The 18,909-nt window shown below is 58.4% G+C and carries 19 protein-coding genes; 15 read left to right on the top strand and 4 right to left on the bottom strand.

The window, feature by feature from the left end:
- Positions 1–75: 75 nt before the first annotated feature.
- The 3 genes from AC2FIT_RS03925 to AC2FIT_RS03915 all read left to right on the top strand — a co-directional run bounded on the left by AC2FIT_RS03925 (position 76) and on the right by AC2FIT_RS03915 (position 3,763).
- Entirely contained in the window at positions 76–1,257 is a 1,182-nt protein-coding gene (locus tag AC2FIT_RS03925; RefSeq protein ID WP_496826831.1) for a phosphoserine transaminase, read from the top strand.
- A 58-nt stretch (positions 1,258–1,315) separates the two neighbouring features.
- Positions 1,316–2,911 carry a phosphoglycerate dehydrogenase gene (serA, locus tag AC2FIT_RS03920; RefSeq protein WP_496826829.1) on the top strand — a complete coding sequence of 532 codons (1,596 nt, stop codon included), beginning with the start codon at positions 1,316–1,318 and terminating at the stop codon, positions 2,909–2,911.
- Between the two features lie 114 nt (positions 2,912–3,025).
- Positions 3,026–3,763: a metallophosphoesterase family protein gene (locus AC2FIT_RS03915; protein ID WP_496826827.1), complete on the top strand. Its 738-nt coding sequence runs from the start codon at positions 3,026–3,028 to the stop codon at positions 3,761–3,763.
- Here AC2FIT_RS03915 and AC2FIT_RS03910 read toward each other — a convergent pair.
- From AC2FIT_RS03910 to AC2FIT_RS03900, 3 genes are all read right to left on the bottom strand, one after another.
- The gene (locus AC2FIT_RS03910; protein WP_496826825.1) at positions 3,750–5,267 is read right to left on the bottom strand and encodes a malonate--CoA ligase; all 1,518 of its coding nucleotides are present in this window, start codon (positions 5,265–5,267) and stop codon (positions 3,750–3,752) included. The genes AC2FIT_RS03915 and AC2FIT_RS03910 overlap by 14 nt on opposite strands.
- A gap of 94 nt (positions 5,268–5,361) precedes the next feature.
- Entirely contained in the window at positions 5,362–6,066 is a 705-nt protein-coding gene (gene hutC, locus AC2FIT_RS03905) for a histidine utilization transcriptional repressor HutC (protein ID WP_496826823.1), read from the bottom strand.
- A gap of 12 nt (positions 6,067–6,078) precedes the next feature.
- Complete coding sequence (locus tag AC2FIT_RS03900) at positions 6,079–7,434, bottom strand: formimidoylglutamate deiminase (protein WP_496826821.1); 1,356 nt, start codon at positions 7,432–7,434, stop codon at positions 6,079–6,081.
- Positions 7,435–7,515: 81 nt separating this feature from the next.
- Between AC2FIT_RS03900 and hutI the strand changes: the two genes are divergently transcribed.
- The 8 genes from hutI to AC2FIT_RS03860 all read left to right on the top strand — a co-directional run bounded on the left by hutI (position 7,516) and on the right by AC2FIT_RS03860 (position 14,811).
- Positions 7,516–8,724: an imidazolonepropionase gene (gene hutI / locus AC2FIT_RS03895; RefSeq protein ID WP_496826819.1), complete on the top strand. Its 1,209-nt coding sequence runs from the start codon at positions 7,516–7,518 to the stop codon at positions 8,722–8,724.
- Positions 8,721–10,250, top strand: coding sequence for a histidine ammonia-lyase (gene hutH, locus AC2FIT_RS03890; protein WP_496826817.1), 1,530 nt, complete (start codon positions 8,721–8,723; stop codon positions 10,248–10,250). Before hutI ends, hutH begins: the two co-directional genes overlap by 4 nt.
- Complete coding sequence (gene hutG / locus AC2FIT_RS03885; RefSeq protein ID WP_496826815.1) at positions 10,250–11,047, top strand: N-formylglutamate deformylase; 798 nt, start codon at positions 10,250–10,252, stop codon at positions 11,045–11,047. Before hutH ends, hutG begins: the two co-directional genes overlap by 1 nt.
- A complete protein-coding gene (gene hutU / locus AC2FIT_RS03880; protein WP_496826813.1) occupies positions 11,044–12,726 on the top strand; it encodes a urocanate hydratase in 1,683 nt (560 codons plus the stop codon). Before hutG ends, hutU begins: the two co-directional genes overlap by 4 nt.
- Before the next feature lie 70 nt (positions 12,727–12,796).
- A complete protein-coding gene (gene serB / locus AC2FIT_RS03875; protein WP_496826811.1) occupies positions 12,797–13,675 on the top strand; it encodes a phosphoserine phosphatase SerB in 879 nt (292 codons plus the stop codon).
- 47 nt (positions 13,676–13,722) lie between these two features.
- On the top strand, positions 13,723–14,052 hold the full coding sequence (locus tag AC2FIT_RS03870) for an ArsR/SmtB family transcription factor (protein WP_068336887.1): 330 nt from the start codon (positions 13,723–13,725) through the stop codon (positions 14,050–14,052).
- Complete coding sequence (locus tag AC2FIT_RS03865; RefSeq protein WP_496826809.1) at positions 14,040–14,468, top strand: SRPBCC family protein; 429 nt, start codon at positions 14,040–14,042, stop codon at positions 14,466–14,468. Before AC2FIT_RS03870 ends, AC2FIT_RS03865 begins: the two co-directional genes overlap by 13 nt.
- A 22-nt stretch (positions 14,469–14,490) precedes the next feature.
- Positions 14,491–14,811: a YciI family protein gene (locus AC2FIT_RS03860; RefSeq protein WP_496826807.1), complete on the top strand. Its 321-nt coding sequence runs from the start codon at positions 14,491–14,493 to the stop codon at positions 14,809–14,811.
- A gap of 5 nt (positions 14,812–14,816) precedes the next feature.
- Here the strand turns inward: AC2FIT_RS03860 and AC2FIT_RS03855 are convergent, their stop codons facing one another.
- The gene (locus AC2FIT_RS03855) at positions 14,817–15,815 is read right to left on the bottom strand and encodes an asparaginase (RefSeq protein ID WP_496826805.1); all 999 of its coding nucleotides are present in this window, start codon (positions 15,813–15,815) and stop codon (positions 14,817–14,819) included.
- 178 nt (positions 15,816–15,993) lie between these two features.
- Here AC2FIT_RS03855 and AC2FIT_RS03850 point away from each other — a divergent pair, with 178 nt between their 5' ends.
- The 4 genes from AC2FIT_RS03850 to rlmN all read left to right on the top strand — a co-directional run bounded on the left by AC2FIT_RS03850 (position 15,994) and on the right by rlmN (position 18,641).
- A complete protein-coding gene (locus AC2FIT_RS03850) occupies positions 15,994–16,527 on the top strand; it encodes an invasion associated locus B family protein (protein ID WP_068336896.1) in 534 nt (177 codons plus the stop codon).
- 162 nt (positions 16,528–16,689) lie between these two features.
- The gene (locus AC2FIT_RS03845; protein ID WP_496826803.1) at positions 16,690–16,854 is read left to right on the top strand and encodes a hypothetical protein; all 165 of its coding nucleotides are present in this window, start codon (positions 16,690–16,692) and stop codon (positions 16,852–16,854) included.
- 142 nt (positions 16,855–16,996) lie between these two features.
- On the top strand, positions 16,997–17,374 hold the full coding sequence (locus tag AC2FIT_RS03840; protein ID WP_496826801.1) for a lysozyme inhibitor LprI family protein: 378 nt from the start codon (positions 16,997–16,999) through the stop codon (positions 17,372–17,374).
- Positions 17,375–17,453: 79 nt separating this feature from the next.
- Positions 17,454–18,641 (top strand): dual-specificity RNA methyltransferase RlmN, encoded by a 1,188-nt coding sequence (gene rlmN / locus AC2FIT_RS03835; protein ID WP_496826799.1) that lies wholly within the window; start codon positions 17,454–17,456, stop codon positions 18,639–18,641.
- Positions 18,642–18,909: the final 268 nt, after the last annotated feature.

Genomic DNA, 18,909 nt, shown 5'->3' with positions numbered 1-18,909 from the left:
TCGCAAACGCCTCATACCTCTGACCGTGGGACACCCCTCCCCAACGAGGGGCGTGTATCTGGAAGGGTAATACAGATGAGCATTGAAAAAACGGCGTCGCGCGACGCCGCGCGCAAACCTGAACTGCGGCCAGCTAATCCGCGTTTTTCCTCGGGTCCTTGTGCCAAACCCCCCACATTTGATCTGTCTAAACTGGCTGATGCCGCACTGGGTCGTTCGCACCGCGCTGCTGTTGGCAAAGACAAGCTGAAGGCGGCCATTGAGGGCACGCGAGAGGTTCTGGGCATTCCGGCAGACTACAAGATCGGCATCGTACCCGCCTCGGACACCGGCGCGGTCGAGATGGCAATGTGGTCGCTGCTGGGCGAGCGCAAGGTCGAAATGCTGGCCTGGGAAAGCTTTGGTGCAGGCTGGGTCACGGATGTGGTCAAGCAGTTGAAGATTGATGCCGAGGTCAAAACGGCCGATTACGGTCAGATCGTTGATCTGGCCTCGGTCGATTTCGCCAATGACGTTGTGTTTACGTGGAACGGTACCACCTCAGGCGTGCGGGTGCCGAATGGCGACTGGATCGCAGATGACCGTCAGGGTCTGACAATCTGTGACGCGACCAGCGCAGCGTTTGCGATGGACCTGCCCTGGGACAAACTGGATGTGACAACGTTCAGCTGGCAGAAGGTGCTGGGCGGGGAAGCTGCGCATGGGATGCTGATTCTGTCACCCCGCGCGGTGGAGCGGTTGGAAAGCTATACCCCCGCATGGCCCCTGCCGAAGATTTTCCGCCTGACTAAAGGTGGCAAGCTGATCGACGGTATCTTTACTGGTGCAACGATCAACACACCGTCGATGCTGGCGGTCGAGGATTATCTGTTCGCGCTTGATTGGGCGCGCTCGGTTGGTGGCCTGCAGGGGCTAATCGCCCGCGCCGATGCCAATGCCGGTGCCGTACATGCGTTCTGTGATCAGAATCATTGGCTCGCGAACCTGGCCGAAGATGCCGCGACGCAATCGAATACCTCGGTCTGCCTGAAATTCACCGATGCGCGGATCAAGGATGGCGCAGCCTTCGCCAAGGCAGTGGCCAAAAGGTTGGAGGCCGAAAACATCGCGCTGGATATCGGAGCCTATCGCGACGCGCCTGCGGGCCTGCGTATCTGGTGCGGCGGCACGGTCGAAACCTCGGATATCGAGACGATGCTGCCTTGGCTCGCATGGGCTTTCGAGGCCGAAATCGCGGCGCAAACCGAAGCCGCTTGATCTTGCGCATCGGGCCGGAACAGGCCCGGACCCTTCATATAATTCAAGGACCAAAGATATGGCCCCCAAAGTACTCGTCTCTGACAAGCTCAGCGAAACAGCCGTTCAGATTTTCCGCGACCGAGGCATCGACGTGGATTTCATGCCCGACCTGGGCAAGGACAAGGACAAACTGGCCGAGGTGATTGGCCAGTATGACGGCCTTGCCATCCGGTCGGCCACCAAAGTTACGCCGACGATTCTGGAAAAGGCGGACAAGCTGAAGGTGATAGGCCGGGCCGGCATCGGTACCGACAACATCGACAAGGATGCTGCGTCGAAAAAAGGCGTGATCGTGATGAACACGCCTTTCGGTAACATGATCACCACCGCTGAACACGCGATCGCGATGATGTTTGCGGTTGCACGCCAAATCCCCGAGGCCAGCACCTCGACCCATGCGGGCAGGTGGGAGAAGTCCAAATTCATGGGGATCGAGCTGACCAACAAGACGTTGGGCGTGATCGGTGCGGGCAATATCGGTGGTATCGTCTGTGAACGCGCGCTGGGCCTGCGTATGAAGGTCATCGCCTACGATCCGTTTCTGAACGCAGAAAAAGCCGCGAAGATGGGTGTGGAAAAGGTTGAACTGGATGAGTTGCTTTCGCGCGCTGATTTCATCACCCTGCACGTGCCGCTGACCGACCAGACCCGCAACATCCTGAGCCGCGAAAACCTTGCCAAGACGAAGCCGGGTGTGCGTATCGTAAACTGTGCCCGCGGCGGTCTGGTGGACGAAGAAGCACTGGCCGAGATGCTGCAATCGGGCCATGTCGCTGGTGCCGCCTTTGATGTGTTCAGCGAAGAACCGGCCAAAGACAACCCTCTGTTCAACCTGCCCAACGTGGTGTGCACGCCGCATCTGGGGGCGGCAACGACCGAAGCGCAGGAAAACGTGGCCCTGCAGGTGGCTGAGCAAATCTCGAACTACCTGCTGACCGGGGCCGTTGAAAACGCGCTGAACATGCCCAGTGTGACCGCTGAAGAGGCCAAAGTGATGGGGCCGTGGATCAAGCTGGCCGGGCATCTGGGCAGCTTCATCGGCCAGATGACAGATGAGCCAATCAAGGCGATCAACATTCTGTATGACGGTGTCGCGGCAAAGATGAACCTTGCTGCGCTGAACTGCTCTGTTGTCGCTGGGATCATGAAAAAGTTTAACCCCGAGGTGAACATGGTCTCGGCCCCCGTGGTCGCAAAAGAACGTGGGATTCAGATCTCGACCACCAATCAAGACAAGTCCGGTACGTTCGACGGCTATATCAAGGTGACCGTGGTGACCGAAAAGCGTGAGCGTTCGATTGCCGGTACAGTCTTCAGCGATGGCAAGCCGCGCTTTATCCAGATCAAGGGCATCACCATCGACGCCGAGGTGGGCGCGCACATGCTTTACACCACCAACGAAGATGTGCCGGGCATCATCGGAGCGCTGGGTCAGACCATGGGCGACAACGGTGTGAACATCGCGAACTTTACCCTTGGTCGAACCGAGGCGGGCGGCGAGGCAATCGCCTTGCTTTATGTCGATGAACCTGTTCCGGCAGAGGCGCGGGCCAAGCTGGCGGAAACCGGGCTGTTCAAGCAGATCAAGCCTCTGGAGTTTGACGTTGCCTAAGCGGTACTGATACTCCGCGTCATTTCGCGCCCGCGCCACCCCCGGTGCGGGCGTTTTCTTTTGCCGGTCGCCGGTTTACACCACAAAGAAATACAGCTTGTTCGAAGGTATTTCATGACTTCTCCGCTTTACGCCATTGGCGATATCCACGGTCAGCTAGACATGCTGGAAAATGCGCTTCACCTGATTGAGCAGGACGGAGGGCCAGATGCCCGCGTGGTGTTTCTGGGTGACTATGTGGACCGCGGACCAAACAGCAGCGGCGTGCTGAACCTGCTGATCGAAGGGCAGCGCGCGGGCAGAAACTGGATTATGGTCAAAGGCAACCATGACCGGATGATGGCGCGCTTTGTGCAAGACGGCGAAATCGCGGACAAACACCTGCCGATCATGCTCAACTGGCTGCATCCGCGTTTGGGGGGTGTTGAAACGCTGGCGTCCTACGGGGTCGAGGTATCTGACGATGACCGCATTTTTCAGGTCATTCAGCGCGCCTGTGCGGCTGTTCCGCCTGCGCATATCGATTTTGTCAACGCGCTGCCTTTGTATCATCGCGAAGGCGATCTTTTGTTCGTCCATGCCGGTATCCGCCCCGGTATCCCTCTGGAACAACAGGCCGAAGACGATCTGGTCTGGATTCGCCACGAATTTCTGCAAGAGACCGGTCCGCATCCGTGGCTGGTTGTCCACGGGCATACGCCGTGCGACCGGGCCGAACATTGCGGCAACCGGATCAATCTGGATGCGGGCGCGGGTTATGGCCGGTCTTTGGCGGTGGCCGTATTCGAAGGGCGGGATTGCTGGCTTTTGACCCGGACGGGACGCGTTCCGCTGACGCCTAACCCTTTGTAAACAGGGATTCGTAGGTTTCGCGCAGTGCGTTTTTCTGCACTTTGCCCATCGTGTTGCGGGGCAGCTCGTCAACCACGATCAGCTTGCGCGGATGTTTGAAGCGGGCCAGCACGTTCTGGACATTGGTCAGGATGGCGTCCGGGTTCAGTGCCTCGCCCGGTTTGGGCACCAGAATGCCTAACACGGTCTCGCCGAAATCCGGGTGCGGCACGCCGATCACGGCGCTTTCCAGTACGCCGGGTTGATCATCCAGCACCAGTTCGACCTCTTTCGGATAGATGTTATAGCCGCCCGAGATGATCAGGTCCTTGCCGCGCCCAACGATGTGAACATAGCCATCCTCATCCACGCGCCCCAGATCACCAGTAATGAAGAACCCATCTTCACGCAGTTCGGCTGCGGTTTTCTCGGGCATCTGCCAATAGCCGCTGAATACGTTGGGTCCGCGCACCTCGATCATGCCAATCTCACCCTGTGGCAGGTCGGCGCCTGTTTCCGGATCAGTAACCTTCAGTTCGACACCAGGCAGCGGGAAACCTACCGTGCCCGCGCGACGTTCGCCATCATAGGGGTTCGAGGTGTTCATGTTGGTCTCGGTCATGCCATAGCGTTCAAGTATGCGGTGGCCGGTACGCGCTTCGAACCGCTCATGGGTTTCCGCAAGCAGCGGGGCCGAGCCCGAGATGAACAGCCGCATGTGCCCGGAAAGATCACCTGTAAACCGCTCGTCACCCAGCAGGCGGGTGTAGAAGGTCGGAACCCCCATCATCGACGTCGCCTTAGGCATCCATCGCAGAACCTCGTCCAGATCGAATTTCGGCAGGAAGATCATCGACCCGCCTGACGCAAGCATCACATTCGTTGCCACGAATAGGCCATGGGTGTGAAAAATTGGCAGGGCGTGCAGCAGAATGTCATCGTTGGTGAAATGCCATTCCTTTACCAGTGTCTGGGCATTCGATAGCAGATTGGCCTGTGTCAGCATCGCGCCCTTCGAGCGGCCCGTCGTGCCCGAGGTATAGAGGAACGCGGCAAGGTCGTCTTCGGTGCGCTTCACTGGTTCAAATGCAGGCAACATCCCCAGCGCCCGCCGCATCAGGCTACCAGAGCCATCGGCGTTCAGTGTCTCTAACCGGGCGTTCTGGGCGGCAGCGATGGGCGTAAGATCCTGTTCTTTTGCCGCGTCGCAGACAACGAGTTCTGCCCCACTGTTTTCGATGAAATAGCGCAGCTCGGTTGTGGTGTAGGCTGTATTCAGCGGCAAAAAGATCAACCCGGTCTGGGCGCAGGCCGCATAAAGCGCCAGCATTTCGGGCGATTTTTCAACCTGCACCGCCACCCTGTCGCCGGGTTCAAGTTCGTACCCCGTCAGGGCATTGGCGATCTGCGCAGTCATGTCCAGAAAGGCAGCATGGGTCAGGGTCTGCCCGTCCGGCAGATGAAGAAACGGCGTGTCCTTGCCCGCATGAATGCCAAACAGTCGGTCATAAAGCGGGTTGGCCATATCGTCATTCCTTTTGCGCCTGCTCAATCGGAGCTGAATCTGTATCGGATTGAAAGGGGGGTAAAGCCCTTTGGCGCGGAAATTCAAAACTCGTTCAGAATTCGGTAGTCATACGATATCCGGCGGCAAAATACATTTTGGCAAAGGTTACTGGCTGACCCTCTAACCACGTGATCCGCTCTCCGGTAAAGACGGGGTCCCCTTCGGTTACGTCCAGAAACCCGGCAACCGTTGCATCGGCGCGGCTGGCAAGAAAGCTAAGCTCGACATTGGTAAAGGGAACAGTTTGGATCAGCCACTCATTCGGACCGACTTCAGAGAAATCAGCCTGCTGCACCTGCGGGACCGAGGCTGTGACGATCCAGCGGTCCTCGTACTGAAACGGGGTGTTGCCGTTGAAATGCATGCAACGCACATGCACCACGCTTTGCTTTGGCGAAAGGGCCAGGCGGGCCCTTAGCCATTCTGGTGCTGTTTCTGAATCAGCCGAGACCAGCGCATAGCGATAGGTGCCGCCCATCGCCGCTACCTCATCCCGGACCATTGGGATGGTAAAGCGGGCTTGCCGTTGTGGTGCGCTTAGCACCCGGGTTCCGGCTTTGCGGCGGCGTTCCAGATAGCCTTCCTCGGCCAGTTCCCGCATGGCGCGGTTTACCGTGGTGCGGGTGCAGGAAAACTCAGCAGCAAGCTCCTGCTCGTTTGGTAAAAGCGAGTCAGGCTGCCACTTGCCCGACCGAATGCGCGCCAGAACGGTCTGTTTGATGTCTTTGTAGCTGGTTGTCTCGTTTGATTGAGCCATCGCGTCGCTCCTTTAGACCGAGGCCAACAGACCCGCAATCGCGGATCGGTAGTCGGCAATGATCTTATCTCGTGCGATGTGACGGCCCTGTTTCACCGCATGGCGCCCGGCGCTCCATAAATCGGTAACCAAACCGTCGGGGGTGGCAAAGCACAGACCATCTAGTAGTTGATTGTCGGTCAGGGCGCAGAGCGTCGGATGGCTTCGGTCGATGGCAACCAGATCCGCAAGCCTGCCCTCGGCAATCTCGCCCGCGTCGCGCCCAAGCGCGCGTGCGCCGCCCTGCGCAGCCCCTGTGTACAGCGCCTGCCCGACCGAGCCTTCGCCGTTCACCAGAACCGCACGCTCATGATCGCGGAGCCGTTGCGAATATTCCAGTGTTCGCAACTCTTCGGGCAAGGAAATCCGAATATTAGAGTCTGATCCGACGCCGAATTGCCCACCTTCGGCAACATAGGTTGCGCCGTTGAAAATGCCGTCGCCCAGATTGGCCTCGGTGATCGGGCACAGCCCGGCGACTGCACCAGACCGGGCCAAGGCGCGGGTCTCAGCGTCAGTCATGTGGGTTGCGTGGATCAGGCACCACCGCGCGTTTACTTCAGCATTGTCCAGCAGCCACGCCACCGGGCGCTGTCCAAGCGCAGCCCGTACATCTGCGATTTCCTTTTGTTGTTCTGCGATGTGGATGTGTACTGGCCCTTGGGGTACTGCCCGCAGTACTTCGGAAAGATCGGCGGGAGAAGTGGCGCGCAAGGAATGAGGTGCGATGCCCAAACGAGAGTCAAGAAATGGCAGGTCTTTAAGGCAATCTTCCACCAGTCTTAGGAATTGATCCACGGTATTGCCGAACCGCAGTTGCCCGCCTGACAAGGGCTCTTGCGAGACGCCCCCATAGGTGTAAAGCACGGGCAGATGGGTCAGCCCGATCGCCGTCTGGTTTGCCGCCGCAAAGATGCGCTGGCTGAGTTCCGAGACGCAATCGTAAGTCGCGCCGCCGGGTTTGTGATGGACATAGTGGAATTCGCCGACCGAGGCATAGCCAGCCTCTTGCATTTCCATGAAGACCAACGCTGCGATGGCCTGGATCTGCTCGGGCGTCAGTTGATCGAGGAAACGATACATCAACGTGCGCCACGTCCAAAAACTCTCACGCCCGGTCATACGGGTTTCGGTCATACCGGCCATGGCGCGTTGAAAGGCGTGGCTGTGCAGATTGCCCAATGCTGGCAAAAGGACATCTACTTGCGTGTCCCCCGGCATCGCCTTGGCCTGTTTCTGCAACTGATTGATGCGGCCCTGATCCGTTTCAATCCGCACATTTTGAACCCAGTCAGAGCCTAACAAAGCAGTTTTGGCATGAATCTGCATTTCGATCCTATAATGTGTAGACTTTATATCTTTTCACATATACGAAAAAATCAAACAAGAGGGGAGCCGAAAAGAATCGCCATGACCAGAAAAGCGGTTTTGATCAGCGCCGTAATGGCCACGATGACCGATGGGGAAACGCCCTACGGGCTGTGTCACGATGCAGCGATTGCAGTTGACGGGGCAGAGATCGTTTGGGCTGGCGCGCATAGCACCCTGCCGCAGGAGTTCACCGACTGGCCGATCGAAGACTTTGGGCCGCGTCTGATCACCCCAGCCCTGATCGACGCACATACGCATGTTGTTTTCGGCGGTGACCGCGCGGTTGAGTTCGAGATGCGGCTGAAAGGTGCTTCGTACGAGGAAATCGCCCGCGCCGGGGGCGGCATCCTGTCTACAGTTAACGCTACGCGAGCAGCCAGCGAGGGCGCGCTGTTGGCGGATGCGCTGACCCGGGTTGACGCGCTGATCGCTGAGGGTGTCTGTACCATTGAGGTTAAGTCTGGCTATGGGCTGGACACAGAGACCGAGCTGAAGATGCTGCGCGTGGCCCGCCGTATTGGCGAATCCCGTCCCGTCCGTGTCAAAACCAGCTTTCTGGGCGCGCACGCGGTGCCGCCGGAATTCGCTTCGCGGCCTGATGACTATATCCGCGATGTATGCATCCCGACCCTGCGCAAATCCCGTGCCGAGGGTCTGGTGGATGCAGTTGACGGTTTCTGCGAAGGGATCGCCTTTACCCCCGCTCAGATCGCGGAGGTTTTCGACGTGGCGCAAGAGTTGGGCATTCCGGTGAAGCTGCATGCAGAACAACTGTCCAACCTGGGCGGAGCGCAAATGGCGGCGTCCTACGGAGCTTTGTCGGCTGATCATGTCGAATATCTGGATCAGGATGGAGTGTCCGCCATGGCAAGGGCTGGAACGACGGCCGTTTTGCTGCCGGGTGCGTTCTATACCCTTCGGGAAACGCAGGTGCCGCCTGTCGATCTGTTGCGCCAATACGCAGTGCCAATGGCGCTTGCGACGGATTGCAACCCGGGGTCCTCACCGCTGACCTCGGTGTTGTTGGCGATGAATATGGGCTGCACCCTGTTTCGCCTGACGCCAGAAGAGGCGCTGGCGGGTGTCACCAGAAACGCGGCTCGTGCCTTGGGAATCGGTGACGCGGGAACAATCGCGCCTGGAAAACGCGCAGACCTGGCGGTGTGGGACGTCGCACACCCGGCCGAGCTGTCTTATCGCATCGGATTCAACCCGCTCCACAAACGTGTGTTCGGAGGCTTGGAATGACCATTCTGACGATGCAACCGGGTCAAGTGTCCCTGTCGCAATTGGCCGACGTGTATTGGAACCAAACGGCCGTGTTGCTGGATCCTGCGTGTAAACCCGCAGTCGACGCAGCCGCCCAACGTATTCAGGCCGCCGCACGGGGCGACGAACCCGTCTATGGTGTAAATACCGGCTTTGGCAAACTGGCCAGCCATAAGATCGCCGCGCAGGATACGTCGATCCTGCAACGCAACCTTATCCTTAGCCACTGCTGTGGTGTGGGTCCGGCTATCCCAAGGCGGCTGACGCGGCTGATGATGACGCTCAAGCTGTTGTCGTTTGGCCGGGGGGCGTCGGGTGTGCGGTGGGACCTGATCGAGGTGTTGCAGCAGATGCTGGTCCGAGGGGTCACGCCGGTGATCCCGGCGCAGGGGTCGGTCGGAGCGTCGGGTGATCTTGCACCGCTCGCTCACATGACCGCAGTGATCATCGGCGCAGGCGAGGCAGAGGTAAACGGAGATATCCTGCCGGGGGATCAAGCCCTGAAAAGCGTTGATTTAGAGCGTATTCAACTAGGTCCCAAGGAAGGCCTTGCCTTTATCAATGGTACGCAGTTTTCAACGGCCTTTGCGTTGGCCGGTCTGTTTGAAGCCTGGCGCGCGGCACAAAACGCGCTTGTCATCTCGGCAATGTCGACGGATGCGATCATGGGGTCAACTGCCCCTCTGCGGTCAGAGATTCATACATTGCGCGGCCATCGCGGCCAAACTGAAGCTGCTGGTGCCATGCGTGCCGTGCTTGATGGATCGGAGATTCGCGAAAGTCATCGCGATGGCGACACACGGGTGCAGGACCCGTATTGCATTCGGTGCCAAGCGCAAGTCACCGGTGCAGCCATGGATGTAATGCGTCAGGCTGCCGCCACGCTAGAGGTTGAGGCCAACGCGGCCACCGACAATCCATTGGTTCTGGAGGACGGTATCGTGTCGGGCGGGAATTTCCATGCCGAGCCGGTAGGGTTCGCCGCAGATATGATCGCCCTGGCCCTGTCCGAGATCGGCGCCATCGCGCAACGCCGAATTGCGCTGATGGTGGATCCGACGCTCAGCTTTGACCTGCCGCCTTTCCTGACGCCCCATCCCGGTCTGAACTCGGGCCTGATGATTGCCGAGGTCACGACGGCTGCGCTGATGAGCGAGAACAAGCATCTGGCCAATCCATGCGTGACGGACAGCACCCCGACCTCGGCCAATCAAGAGGATCACGTCTCGATGGCGGCGCATGGTGCCCGCCGTTTGATCCGAATGGTCGAGAATTTGAATTACATTTTGGGTGTCGAACTGCTGTGCGCCGCGCAGGGGGTTGAGTTTCGCGCACCACTGGCCACCAGCACTCCGTTGCAACAGGTTATCGCCCGGTTGCGGGCAGACATTCCCGCTCTGGCCGAAGATCGCTATCTGGCGCCGGATCTGGAGGCCGCAAAGCACTTGGTCGCTGAGGCCACGATTCTAAGCGCGGTGGGTGTTCAGATGCCGGAGATTGCGTGATGCAAGTGGTGAGCGTGCAGCGCGGCGACAGCCCGATCGTGCTGGGGCAACCTCACGGTGGGACATTTGTACCCGATGAGATCGCGGCCCGCTTCAATGACACGGGGCGCGCGTTGGCCGATACCGATTGGCACATAAATAGGCTCTATGAGAGGATATTGGCCGGAGCAACTGTCGTGCAATCCCATATCCATCGCTATGTGATTGACGCCAATCGCGATCCGGATGGTATCTCGCTTTATCCCGGCCAGAACACAACGACGTTGGTGCCGCTGACAGATTTTGATGGCCAGCCCATCTGGCAAAGCGGGCAGGAACCCTTAGAAGACGAGATCATCGAACGATGCCAAGCCTACCATGCGCCCTATCACGCTGCGTTGCGCGAAGAGGTTGAGCGTGTCCGCGACCGCCATGGGGTGGCGGTTTTGTTCGATTGCCACTCAATCCGCAGCCGCATTCCGTTTTTGTTTAACGGAACGCTGCCCGACATGAATATCGGAACCGATGGGGGTGTTACCTGCGGCTCGCAGATAGAGTCTATTACGTATGAATATGCCTCTAACTCACCTTTTAGCAGCATCTTGAACGGACGTTTTCGAGGTGGGTGGACAACGCGTCATTATGGTCGCCCTGCTGAAGGAGTACACGCCATTCAGATGGAGTTGGCACAGTCCACCTATCTGGCGGCCGAGGCTGCGCCGTGGCGCTATGACCCGCCCAAGGCGGATCGCTTGCGCCGATGGTTACGCGACATTCTGACTGCCATCCAGGACACTGCATTGGAGCTTACGCCATGACCGACCCCCGTAAGAATACCCGCGACATCTATCCTCCGACTGGTCCCGAGTTGAATGCGAAAAGCTGGATGACCGAAGCGCCGCTGCGGATGTTGATGAACAACCTGCATCCGGATGTGGCGGAAAACCCGCATGAGCTGGTGGTCTATGGCGGTATCGGACGGGCGGCGCGCACGTGGACTGATTTCGACACTATTGTCGATGGCTTGAAAGATTTGGAAGAGGACGAGACCCTGATCGTCCAATCCGGCAAACCCGTTGCAATCATACGCACACATAAAGATGCGCCGCGGGTGCTGATCGCCAATTCCAACATCGTACCTCACTGGGCGACCTGGGATCACTTTAACGAACTCGATAAGAAGGGTTTGATGATGTACGGCCAGATGACCGCCGGGTCTTGGATTTACATCGGGACACAGGGCATCGTTCAGGGAACTTATGAGACCTTTGCCGAAGCAGGACGCCAGCATTATGGCGGCGACCTGACCGGTAAGTGGATTCTGACCGGAGGGTTGGGCGGCATGGGCGGTGCGCAGCCGCTGGCCGCTGTCTTTGCCGGGGCGTGTTGTCTGGCGGTTGAGTGTAACCCCGATAGCATCGATTTCCGCCTGCGGACCAAGTATCTGGATGAAAGGGCCGAGACGCTGGACGAAGCACTAGAGATGATCGACCGCTGGACCAAGGCGGGCGAGGCGAAATCCGTAGGCCTGCTGGGCAATGCCGCCGAGATTTTCCCCGAGATCTACCGCCGCATGGCCGAGGGCGGGATGCGCCCGGATATCGTCACTGACCAGACGAGTGCTCATGACCCGATCAATGGCTACCTGCCGCTGGGTTGGACCATGGCGCAATGGCGGGAAAAGCGCGAAACAGACCCTAAAGCCGTTGAAAAAGCAGCCCGCGCGTCGATGAAGCAGCATGTGGCCGCGATGGTCGATTTCTGGAACGCGGGTGTTCCGACGTTGGATTACGGCAACAACATCCGGCAAGTGGCGCAGGATGAGGGGCTTGAAAACGCCTTTGCCTTCCCCGGCTTCGTGCCTGCCTATATCCGCCCTTTGTTCTGTAAGGGGATCGGCCCGTTCCGCTGGTGTGCCTTGTCCGGTGACCCGGAGGACATCTATAAAACCGATGCCAAAATGAAGGAGCTGTTCCCCGAGAACGAGCATCTGCATCGTTGGCTCGACATGGCTCGGGATCGGATCGCGTTTCAGGGTCTGCCAGCGCGCATCTGTTGGATCGGGTTGGGGGATCGTCACCGCGCCGGGCTGGCCTTCAACAAGATGGTGGCCAGTGGCGAGTTGAAGGCGCCAGTTGTTATCGGTCGTGACCACCTCGACAGTGGTTCGGTCGCCAGTCCGAACCGGGAAACCGAGGCTATGCTGGACGGGTCCGATGCGGTGTCAGATTGGCCGCTGCTGAACGCGCTGATCAATACCGCCAGCGGCGCGACGTGGGTGTCGATTCATCACGGTGGCGGGGTCGGCATGGGCTTCAGCCAGCATGCCGGCGTCGTGATCTGCGCTGACGGGAGCGAGGATGCGGCAAAACGGCTGGAGCGTGTTCTTTGGAATGACCCGGCCTCGGGCGTGTGGCGACATGCGGATGCGGGGTACGAAGCCGCAAAAGACTGCGCCTGCGCCCACGGGCTGCGGTTGCCGGGCATTTTGGGATAGGCATTTCAACTGTCTCTGGTGAATTGGCGCCCTCTGCGGTATGCGCAGGGAAGTTCGCAGGAGACCGAAGATGTATGTAGCCACTCTGTTGACCAACCCTGATACGCCCAAGCTTGACCTGGCTTTGGTCGAGTCACTTTGCAATGCATGGGGTGGCGATGATCTGGTGTGGCTCAGCCAGAATGAGGCCGCGCAGTTCTTGTTTCCAAGCCTGCCAGACAACCGGTGGGAGGTCTGGGCCGAGCTGCAGCTGCTGGAGGTCGACCTGATCGTTCAGCGGCTGGGGAAGCGCCGCAAACTGATGCTGTTGGCAGATATGGACAGCACGATGATTCAGCAGGAATGCATCGACGAACTGGCCGATGAGGCTGGTGTAGGCGACCGGGTCAAGGATATCACTGCGCGGGCGATGAATGGTGAGCTGGATTTTGAAGGCGCGCTTATTGAACGCGTTGGCCTGCTGAAAGGTCTGGATGAGGCCGTGATTGGCAAGGTGCTGGAACAACGCATCACGCTGATGCCCGGCGGTAAAGAGTTGGTCGCAACAATGCGTCTGAACGGAGGGTACGCCGTTCTGGTATCGGGCGGGTTCACCGCCTTTACCGCCAAAGTAGCCGACCTGCTGGGTTTCGATGAGAATCGCGCGAACACTCTGCTGGTCGAGAATGGCAAGCTCACGGGCGATGTACAGCGCCCGATCCTGGGGAAACAGGCCAAGGTGGACGCGCTGGAACAGATCACCAAGCGCCTGGGTCTGTCCGAAGCTGACGTGATCGCTGTCGGCGACGGGGCCAATGATCTGGGGATGCTCAGCCGGGCCGGAACCGGGGTGGCGCTGCACGCCAAGCCGTCGGTCGCAGCGCAGTGTGACATTCGGATCAACTACGGGAATTTGACGGCATTGCTATACCTGCAAGGTTATTCCCGCACGGCCTTCGCAGACATCTGACCCGAAAGGCGCTTCCTTTTATTTAACAAAAATGTTAAACAGTGGTTATGAACACGCTTCTGACTGCTTTCTCGGCCTTGTCCGACGCCACCCGATTTTCAATTGTTGAGCAATTGATGCAAAGCGGTGAACTGTCTGCCGGTGATCTGATCGAAGGGCGCGGCATGTCAGGGGCCGCAATATCGCGTCATCTAAAGGTCCTGCGCCAAGCCGGTCTGGTTCAGCAACGGGTGCGGGGCAGTCAGCGGATATACTCCATCCAACCCGAAGGGCTGCGCGCGATTGCCGAATGGACCATCTCGAAACGGCAGTTTTGGGAGGGCAGCCTCGACCGTCTAAATGATTTGATTGAAAGTGAGAATTCATGGCCGACCTGAGACTGGAACGTGAGTTCCCAACCACCCCCGACAACCTGTTTGCCTGGATCAGTGACGGTGCAAAGCTGTTGCAATGGTGGGGGCCGGAAGGGATGCATGTGCCCGAACATGACCTGGACTTTTCACGTCTTGGGCCGTGGTACTCGGTCATGGTGAATGCGGAGGGCCAGCGTTACAAGGTTTCAGGACAGGTTACCCATGTTGACCCGCCAAATTCTGTGGGGTTCACCTGGGGGTGGCACGATGATCAGGACCAGCGCGGGGCAGAAAGCCATGTGGCGCTGACGGTTGAGTCCTCGGGCGACGGTGCGCGACTGATCCTCGATCACCGCGACCTGGGCGATGACGAGATTGCGGCCAATCACGAATCCGGCTGGACCTCATCCCTGCGCAGGCTTGAGGCACAGTTTCAATAGGCTCTCATAACGGAGGAAGAAAATGCCCCAATACTTGTTTGTCTATCATGGCGGAACTACCCCGACCGATCCCGCGGAAATCGACGCAACCATGGCCGCCTGGGGTGCGTGGTTTCAGAACATGGGCGATGCGCTGGACATTCCCGGCAACCCGGTTGGCCAGTCATATACCGTCAGCTCCGGTGGTGTCGTTGACAATGGCGGTGCAAATCCGGCCTCTGGCTTTACCGTGATTAAAGCCGACAGCATCGACACCGCAACCGAGATGGCCAAGGGTTGCCCCATGGTCATCAACGGTTCGGGTTCGGTCGAGGTCGCCGAGGTGCACGAAATCGAAATGTGACAGACTTAGCCGGGGAATCCTGACGCTGGTTTGATCACTCCGCATTCCAGCCCACGGCGGCTGTATTGCGTGGCGTTCATGAATTTGCGGGTGGCTGGATGGTTGGCCTCCAGCACACCTAAGCTGACCAGAATGGCGGCGATCGCGCATTCACTGGCGCGGGTTGTGCCATCAGTGATCTTCAACGCCACGCCCATGCGTTTTTCCGGTACGATGGCGACGTAGACGGCCTCGGCCCCGGTCTTGATCGCAGCGCGTCCTTTCATGGCGCGCATCAGTTCTGTACAGGCGCGGTTTTCTCCGGCGACCAGTTCCGGGTGCTTCATCATTGCGGCCGTCAACTGAGCCGCCGCATCGCTGGTCCGGTCCGAGCGATCAGCGGCTGACGCAAACCACGCCATCGACCGCGCCAGCCCCACGAGCGAGGTGGCAAAATTCGGGGCCGAACAGCCATCGATGCCATAAGCCGGGCTGGTCTCGCCCGTTGTCTCCTCAATCGCGGACAGGCAGGCCTGTTGCACGGGGTGGTCGATCTCAAGGTATTCCGGACCTGCGCCCATATGCTGGGCCACCGTCAGAAACCCGCAGTGTTTGCCCGAACAATTGTTATGAATCTGGCAGGGCGTGTCATCGGCCAGGATCAACCCGTCCCGCGCTGCCATGTCCTGCGGTTCTTGCGGGCCACAGCGCAGATCATGCTCGGACAGTCCAAGGTGATCCAGCCAAGCCGACACGCGATCTGTATGTATATGTGCGCCATTGTGCGACGCGCAGGCCAGAGCGAGATGTTCGGTAGTTAATCCGTACTTTGCGGCCGCTCCGGATGTGATCAAAGGCAGCCCCTGAATCACTTTGGCCGAGGAACGGGGATAGATCACTGCGTTGGGATCACCCCAGCTTTGCACAATCTGTCCGCTGTCGTCACAGACCACCGCATGCCCCGTGTGCAGGCTTTCCAACAGGGGGCCTCTCCACAGTTCTGTCATTGGTACCGGTTGCGTCATCTGGCCCCTCCGTTATATGCGCAAAATTCTGCCAATCGCCCTTTCGCCTGTGGCGAAACCTGCGTTAGTGTGTGTATGTCGACAATCATCGGAATACGCAACTTACAGACGAACCGGCAGAGTTCACAGTTATGTCCGATGGGTATGAGGTATTAGGTCGGGCTAGGAGGCTGGACAGATGGGATCGAAACTCGTCCGTGTGATTGCGGGCTTGTGTATGGCCGGGTTGGCCACAACTGCAACCGCTCAACAGGCGTCAAGCACCAATCGCGTGGCGGCGAAGACGGATTGGAGCGTTTTCGTCGAAGATGATCCCACCGAATGTTGGAGCGTGTCTGCCCCAAAGGAAACCGTGAACACCCGAGGTGGCCGCGTAGTATCGGTGCGCCGCAGCGATATCTTGCTGTTCGTGTTTTATCGTCCGAACGCAGACGTGAAAGGGCAGGTGACGTTCACCGGCGGATATCCTTTTGCGGCAGGTTCGACAGTGAATGTCGAAGTCGACGGGTCCGAGTTTGAATTCATCACCGACGGCGAATGGGCCTGGCCCGCGACGGCTGGCGAAGACCTGAAGGTTGTCGCGGCCATGAAGCGCGGAACCGAGGCGGTGCTGACCGCGCGCTCGGAACGTGGCACGCAAACCAAAGATACATTCTCGCTTCTGGGCTTTACGGCCGCAATTGAAGACGCCGAAAAGCGCTGCACAGAATAATCCGGACCTTTCAGCGCGCAGAGCCCCGTCATCCGGCGGGGCTTTGTGCATTTCACTTAGACGCATTGTTTACGTCACGTCCGGTTTTTAAATTGATCCGTATCAAAGTGATCCTCTGTCTTCTGAACTAATCAGTTTACAGACAAAGGAAGGAACTTGGAAATGCTGAATAAAACTCTCGCCGTGTTGATGCTGGCTGCTGCTTTGCTTAGTGCGTGCGAAAACACCAATGAGACCTACCCGATTTCGGGTGAGGAATGCGGCCCGAATGACCCGGTACAAACCTTGGATGCCGCGGATTGTGCCGTTGTGCCTGCGGGTATCTGATGGCCTTTGCCACGATATTCTTGCCATGACTTGAAAGACCAGTCAGGCCGCAGCGTTCGTTGCGTGGCGGCCAACTGAACTAGGCACTTTTCACAGCTTGTGCTACCGTCAGCGTGTATGAAGTACTTGCTGGACACGAGTTATGCGTCACGTTCTGTTCGTTCTGTTCCTACCATCCGCCGCGTTTGCGGACCCGACGCTGGAATGCTGGGACGCCAGCTCACAGGTTGAGATTGGGTCTTGTGTTCGCCAAGCAGAAGCCCGCGTCGACAAGGCAGTCGAGGCAAGTTATGGTCTGGCCATGCGTGCCGCCAAAGAGTTGGATGGCCTCACTGAACGCTTGGTCGCGCAACCCGCGTTAGAGGCGGCACAAGATGCGTGGCTTGCTTACCGGGATGCACAATGCGAAGCGGTTGGCGCATCTTTTGGCGGCGGCTCGGGTACGGGGATTGCCATTACCGCTTGTCGGGTTGATCTTGGCCGTGCGCGCGTTGATCAATTACTTGGCTATGCGAACTAGGCGCGACGATTCCTTTTGATCTTTGCGCGCAATCCTATATAGAGGCGCATCCCAAGTCAGAATGTTCCGAGATAGCCACATGTCGCCCAAAGCGCCGATCACTCAAGACGTCATGACCATCCCCCGCAAGCTGCCCGAGGGGAAGGTGAACCTTGTTGGTTTGACCCGCGACCAACTGCGGGAGGTGCTGATCGCACATGGCACGCCGGAAAAGCAGGCCAAGATGCGCACCGGGCAAATCTGGCAATGGATTTACCAATGGGGCGTTCGCGACTTTGCCGAGATGACCAACCTTGCCAAAGCCTATCGCGCGCAATTGACCGAGAACTTCGTGATCGAAATCCCGGAGGTTGTGACCCGTCAGGTATCCGAGGATGGCACCCGCAAATACCTGTGTCGTATTGCGGGCGGGCATGAGGTCGAGGTGGTCTATATCCCAGAAGAGGATCGCGGCACGCTTTGTATCTCGTCCCAGGTGGGCTGCACGCTGACCTGTTCCTTCTGCCATACGGGCACACAAAAGCTGGTGCGTAATCTGACCGCGGCCGAAATTGTTGGTCAGGTGATGATGGCCCGCGACGATCTTGAGGAATGGCCGACCCCCGGCGCGCCCAAGGATGAAACGCGCCTGCTGTCGAACATCGTGCTGATGGGAATGGGCGAGCCGCTCTATAATTTCGAAAACGTCCGCGATGCGATGAAGATCGCCATGGACCCCGAAGGGATTTCCCTGTCGCGCCGGCGTATCACTTTGTCTACATCCGGCGTGGTGCCTGAAATCGCACGCACGGCCGAGGAAATCGGCTGTTTGCTGGCGATCTCGTTCCACGCCACCACCGATGAAACCCGCGACGTACTGGTGCCGATCAACAAGCGGTGGAACATTGAGGAGTTGCTGCAGGCGCTGGCCAGCTATCCCAAGGCTTCGAATTCTGAACGGATCACGTTTGAATACGTGATGCTGGATGGTGTGAACGACAGCGATGAGGACGCGCACCGGCTGATCGACCATATCAAACGCTACAATATCCCGGCCAAGATCAACCTGATCCCGTTTAACGAATGGCCCGGCGCACCTTACAAGCGAAGCTCGAACAACCGTATTCGGGCCTTTGCGAATATCATCTACCAGGCGGGCTACGCCTCTCCGATTCGAAAAACACGCGGTGAGGATATCATGGCAGCTTGTGGTCAGCTGAAATCAGCAACCGAGCGCGCCCGCAAGTCCCGCAAGCAGATTGAGGCTGAAGCTGGTCTGCAACGCTAGGCCGTTCAAGTATCCCCGATCAGAGAGGTATGGTATACTGCTTAGGTCGCTGTCTTTGGCCCTTGGAATTTGGTATGTTTTTCAGGCTCGGATCGGGTTCCGCATCTCACTCTTTCGCACAAAGCTGTGAGAGCCTTGGCCCGGCTGTGGCGCGTTTCTACAAGGCCGCTATCCTGCCTTTTGTCGGGCGTGCGGCGCGTAGGCGAACCTTGTCCAACAGGTGGGCCATCCAAATGTTTTTACGATTTAGACGTCTTTTTTCGATTTC

The sequence above is a fragment of the Ruegeria sp. YTSA135 genome, from assembly GCF_059610165.1.
Note: the sequence above shows the minus strand (reverse complement) of the source record. Positions and strands in the feature narration are given on the sequence as shown.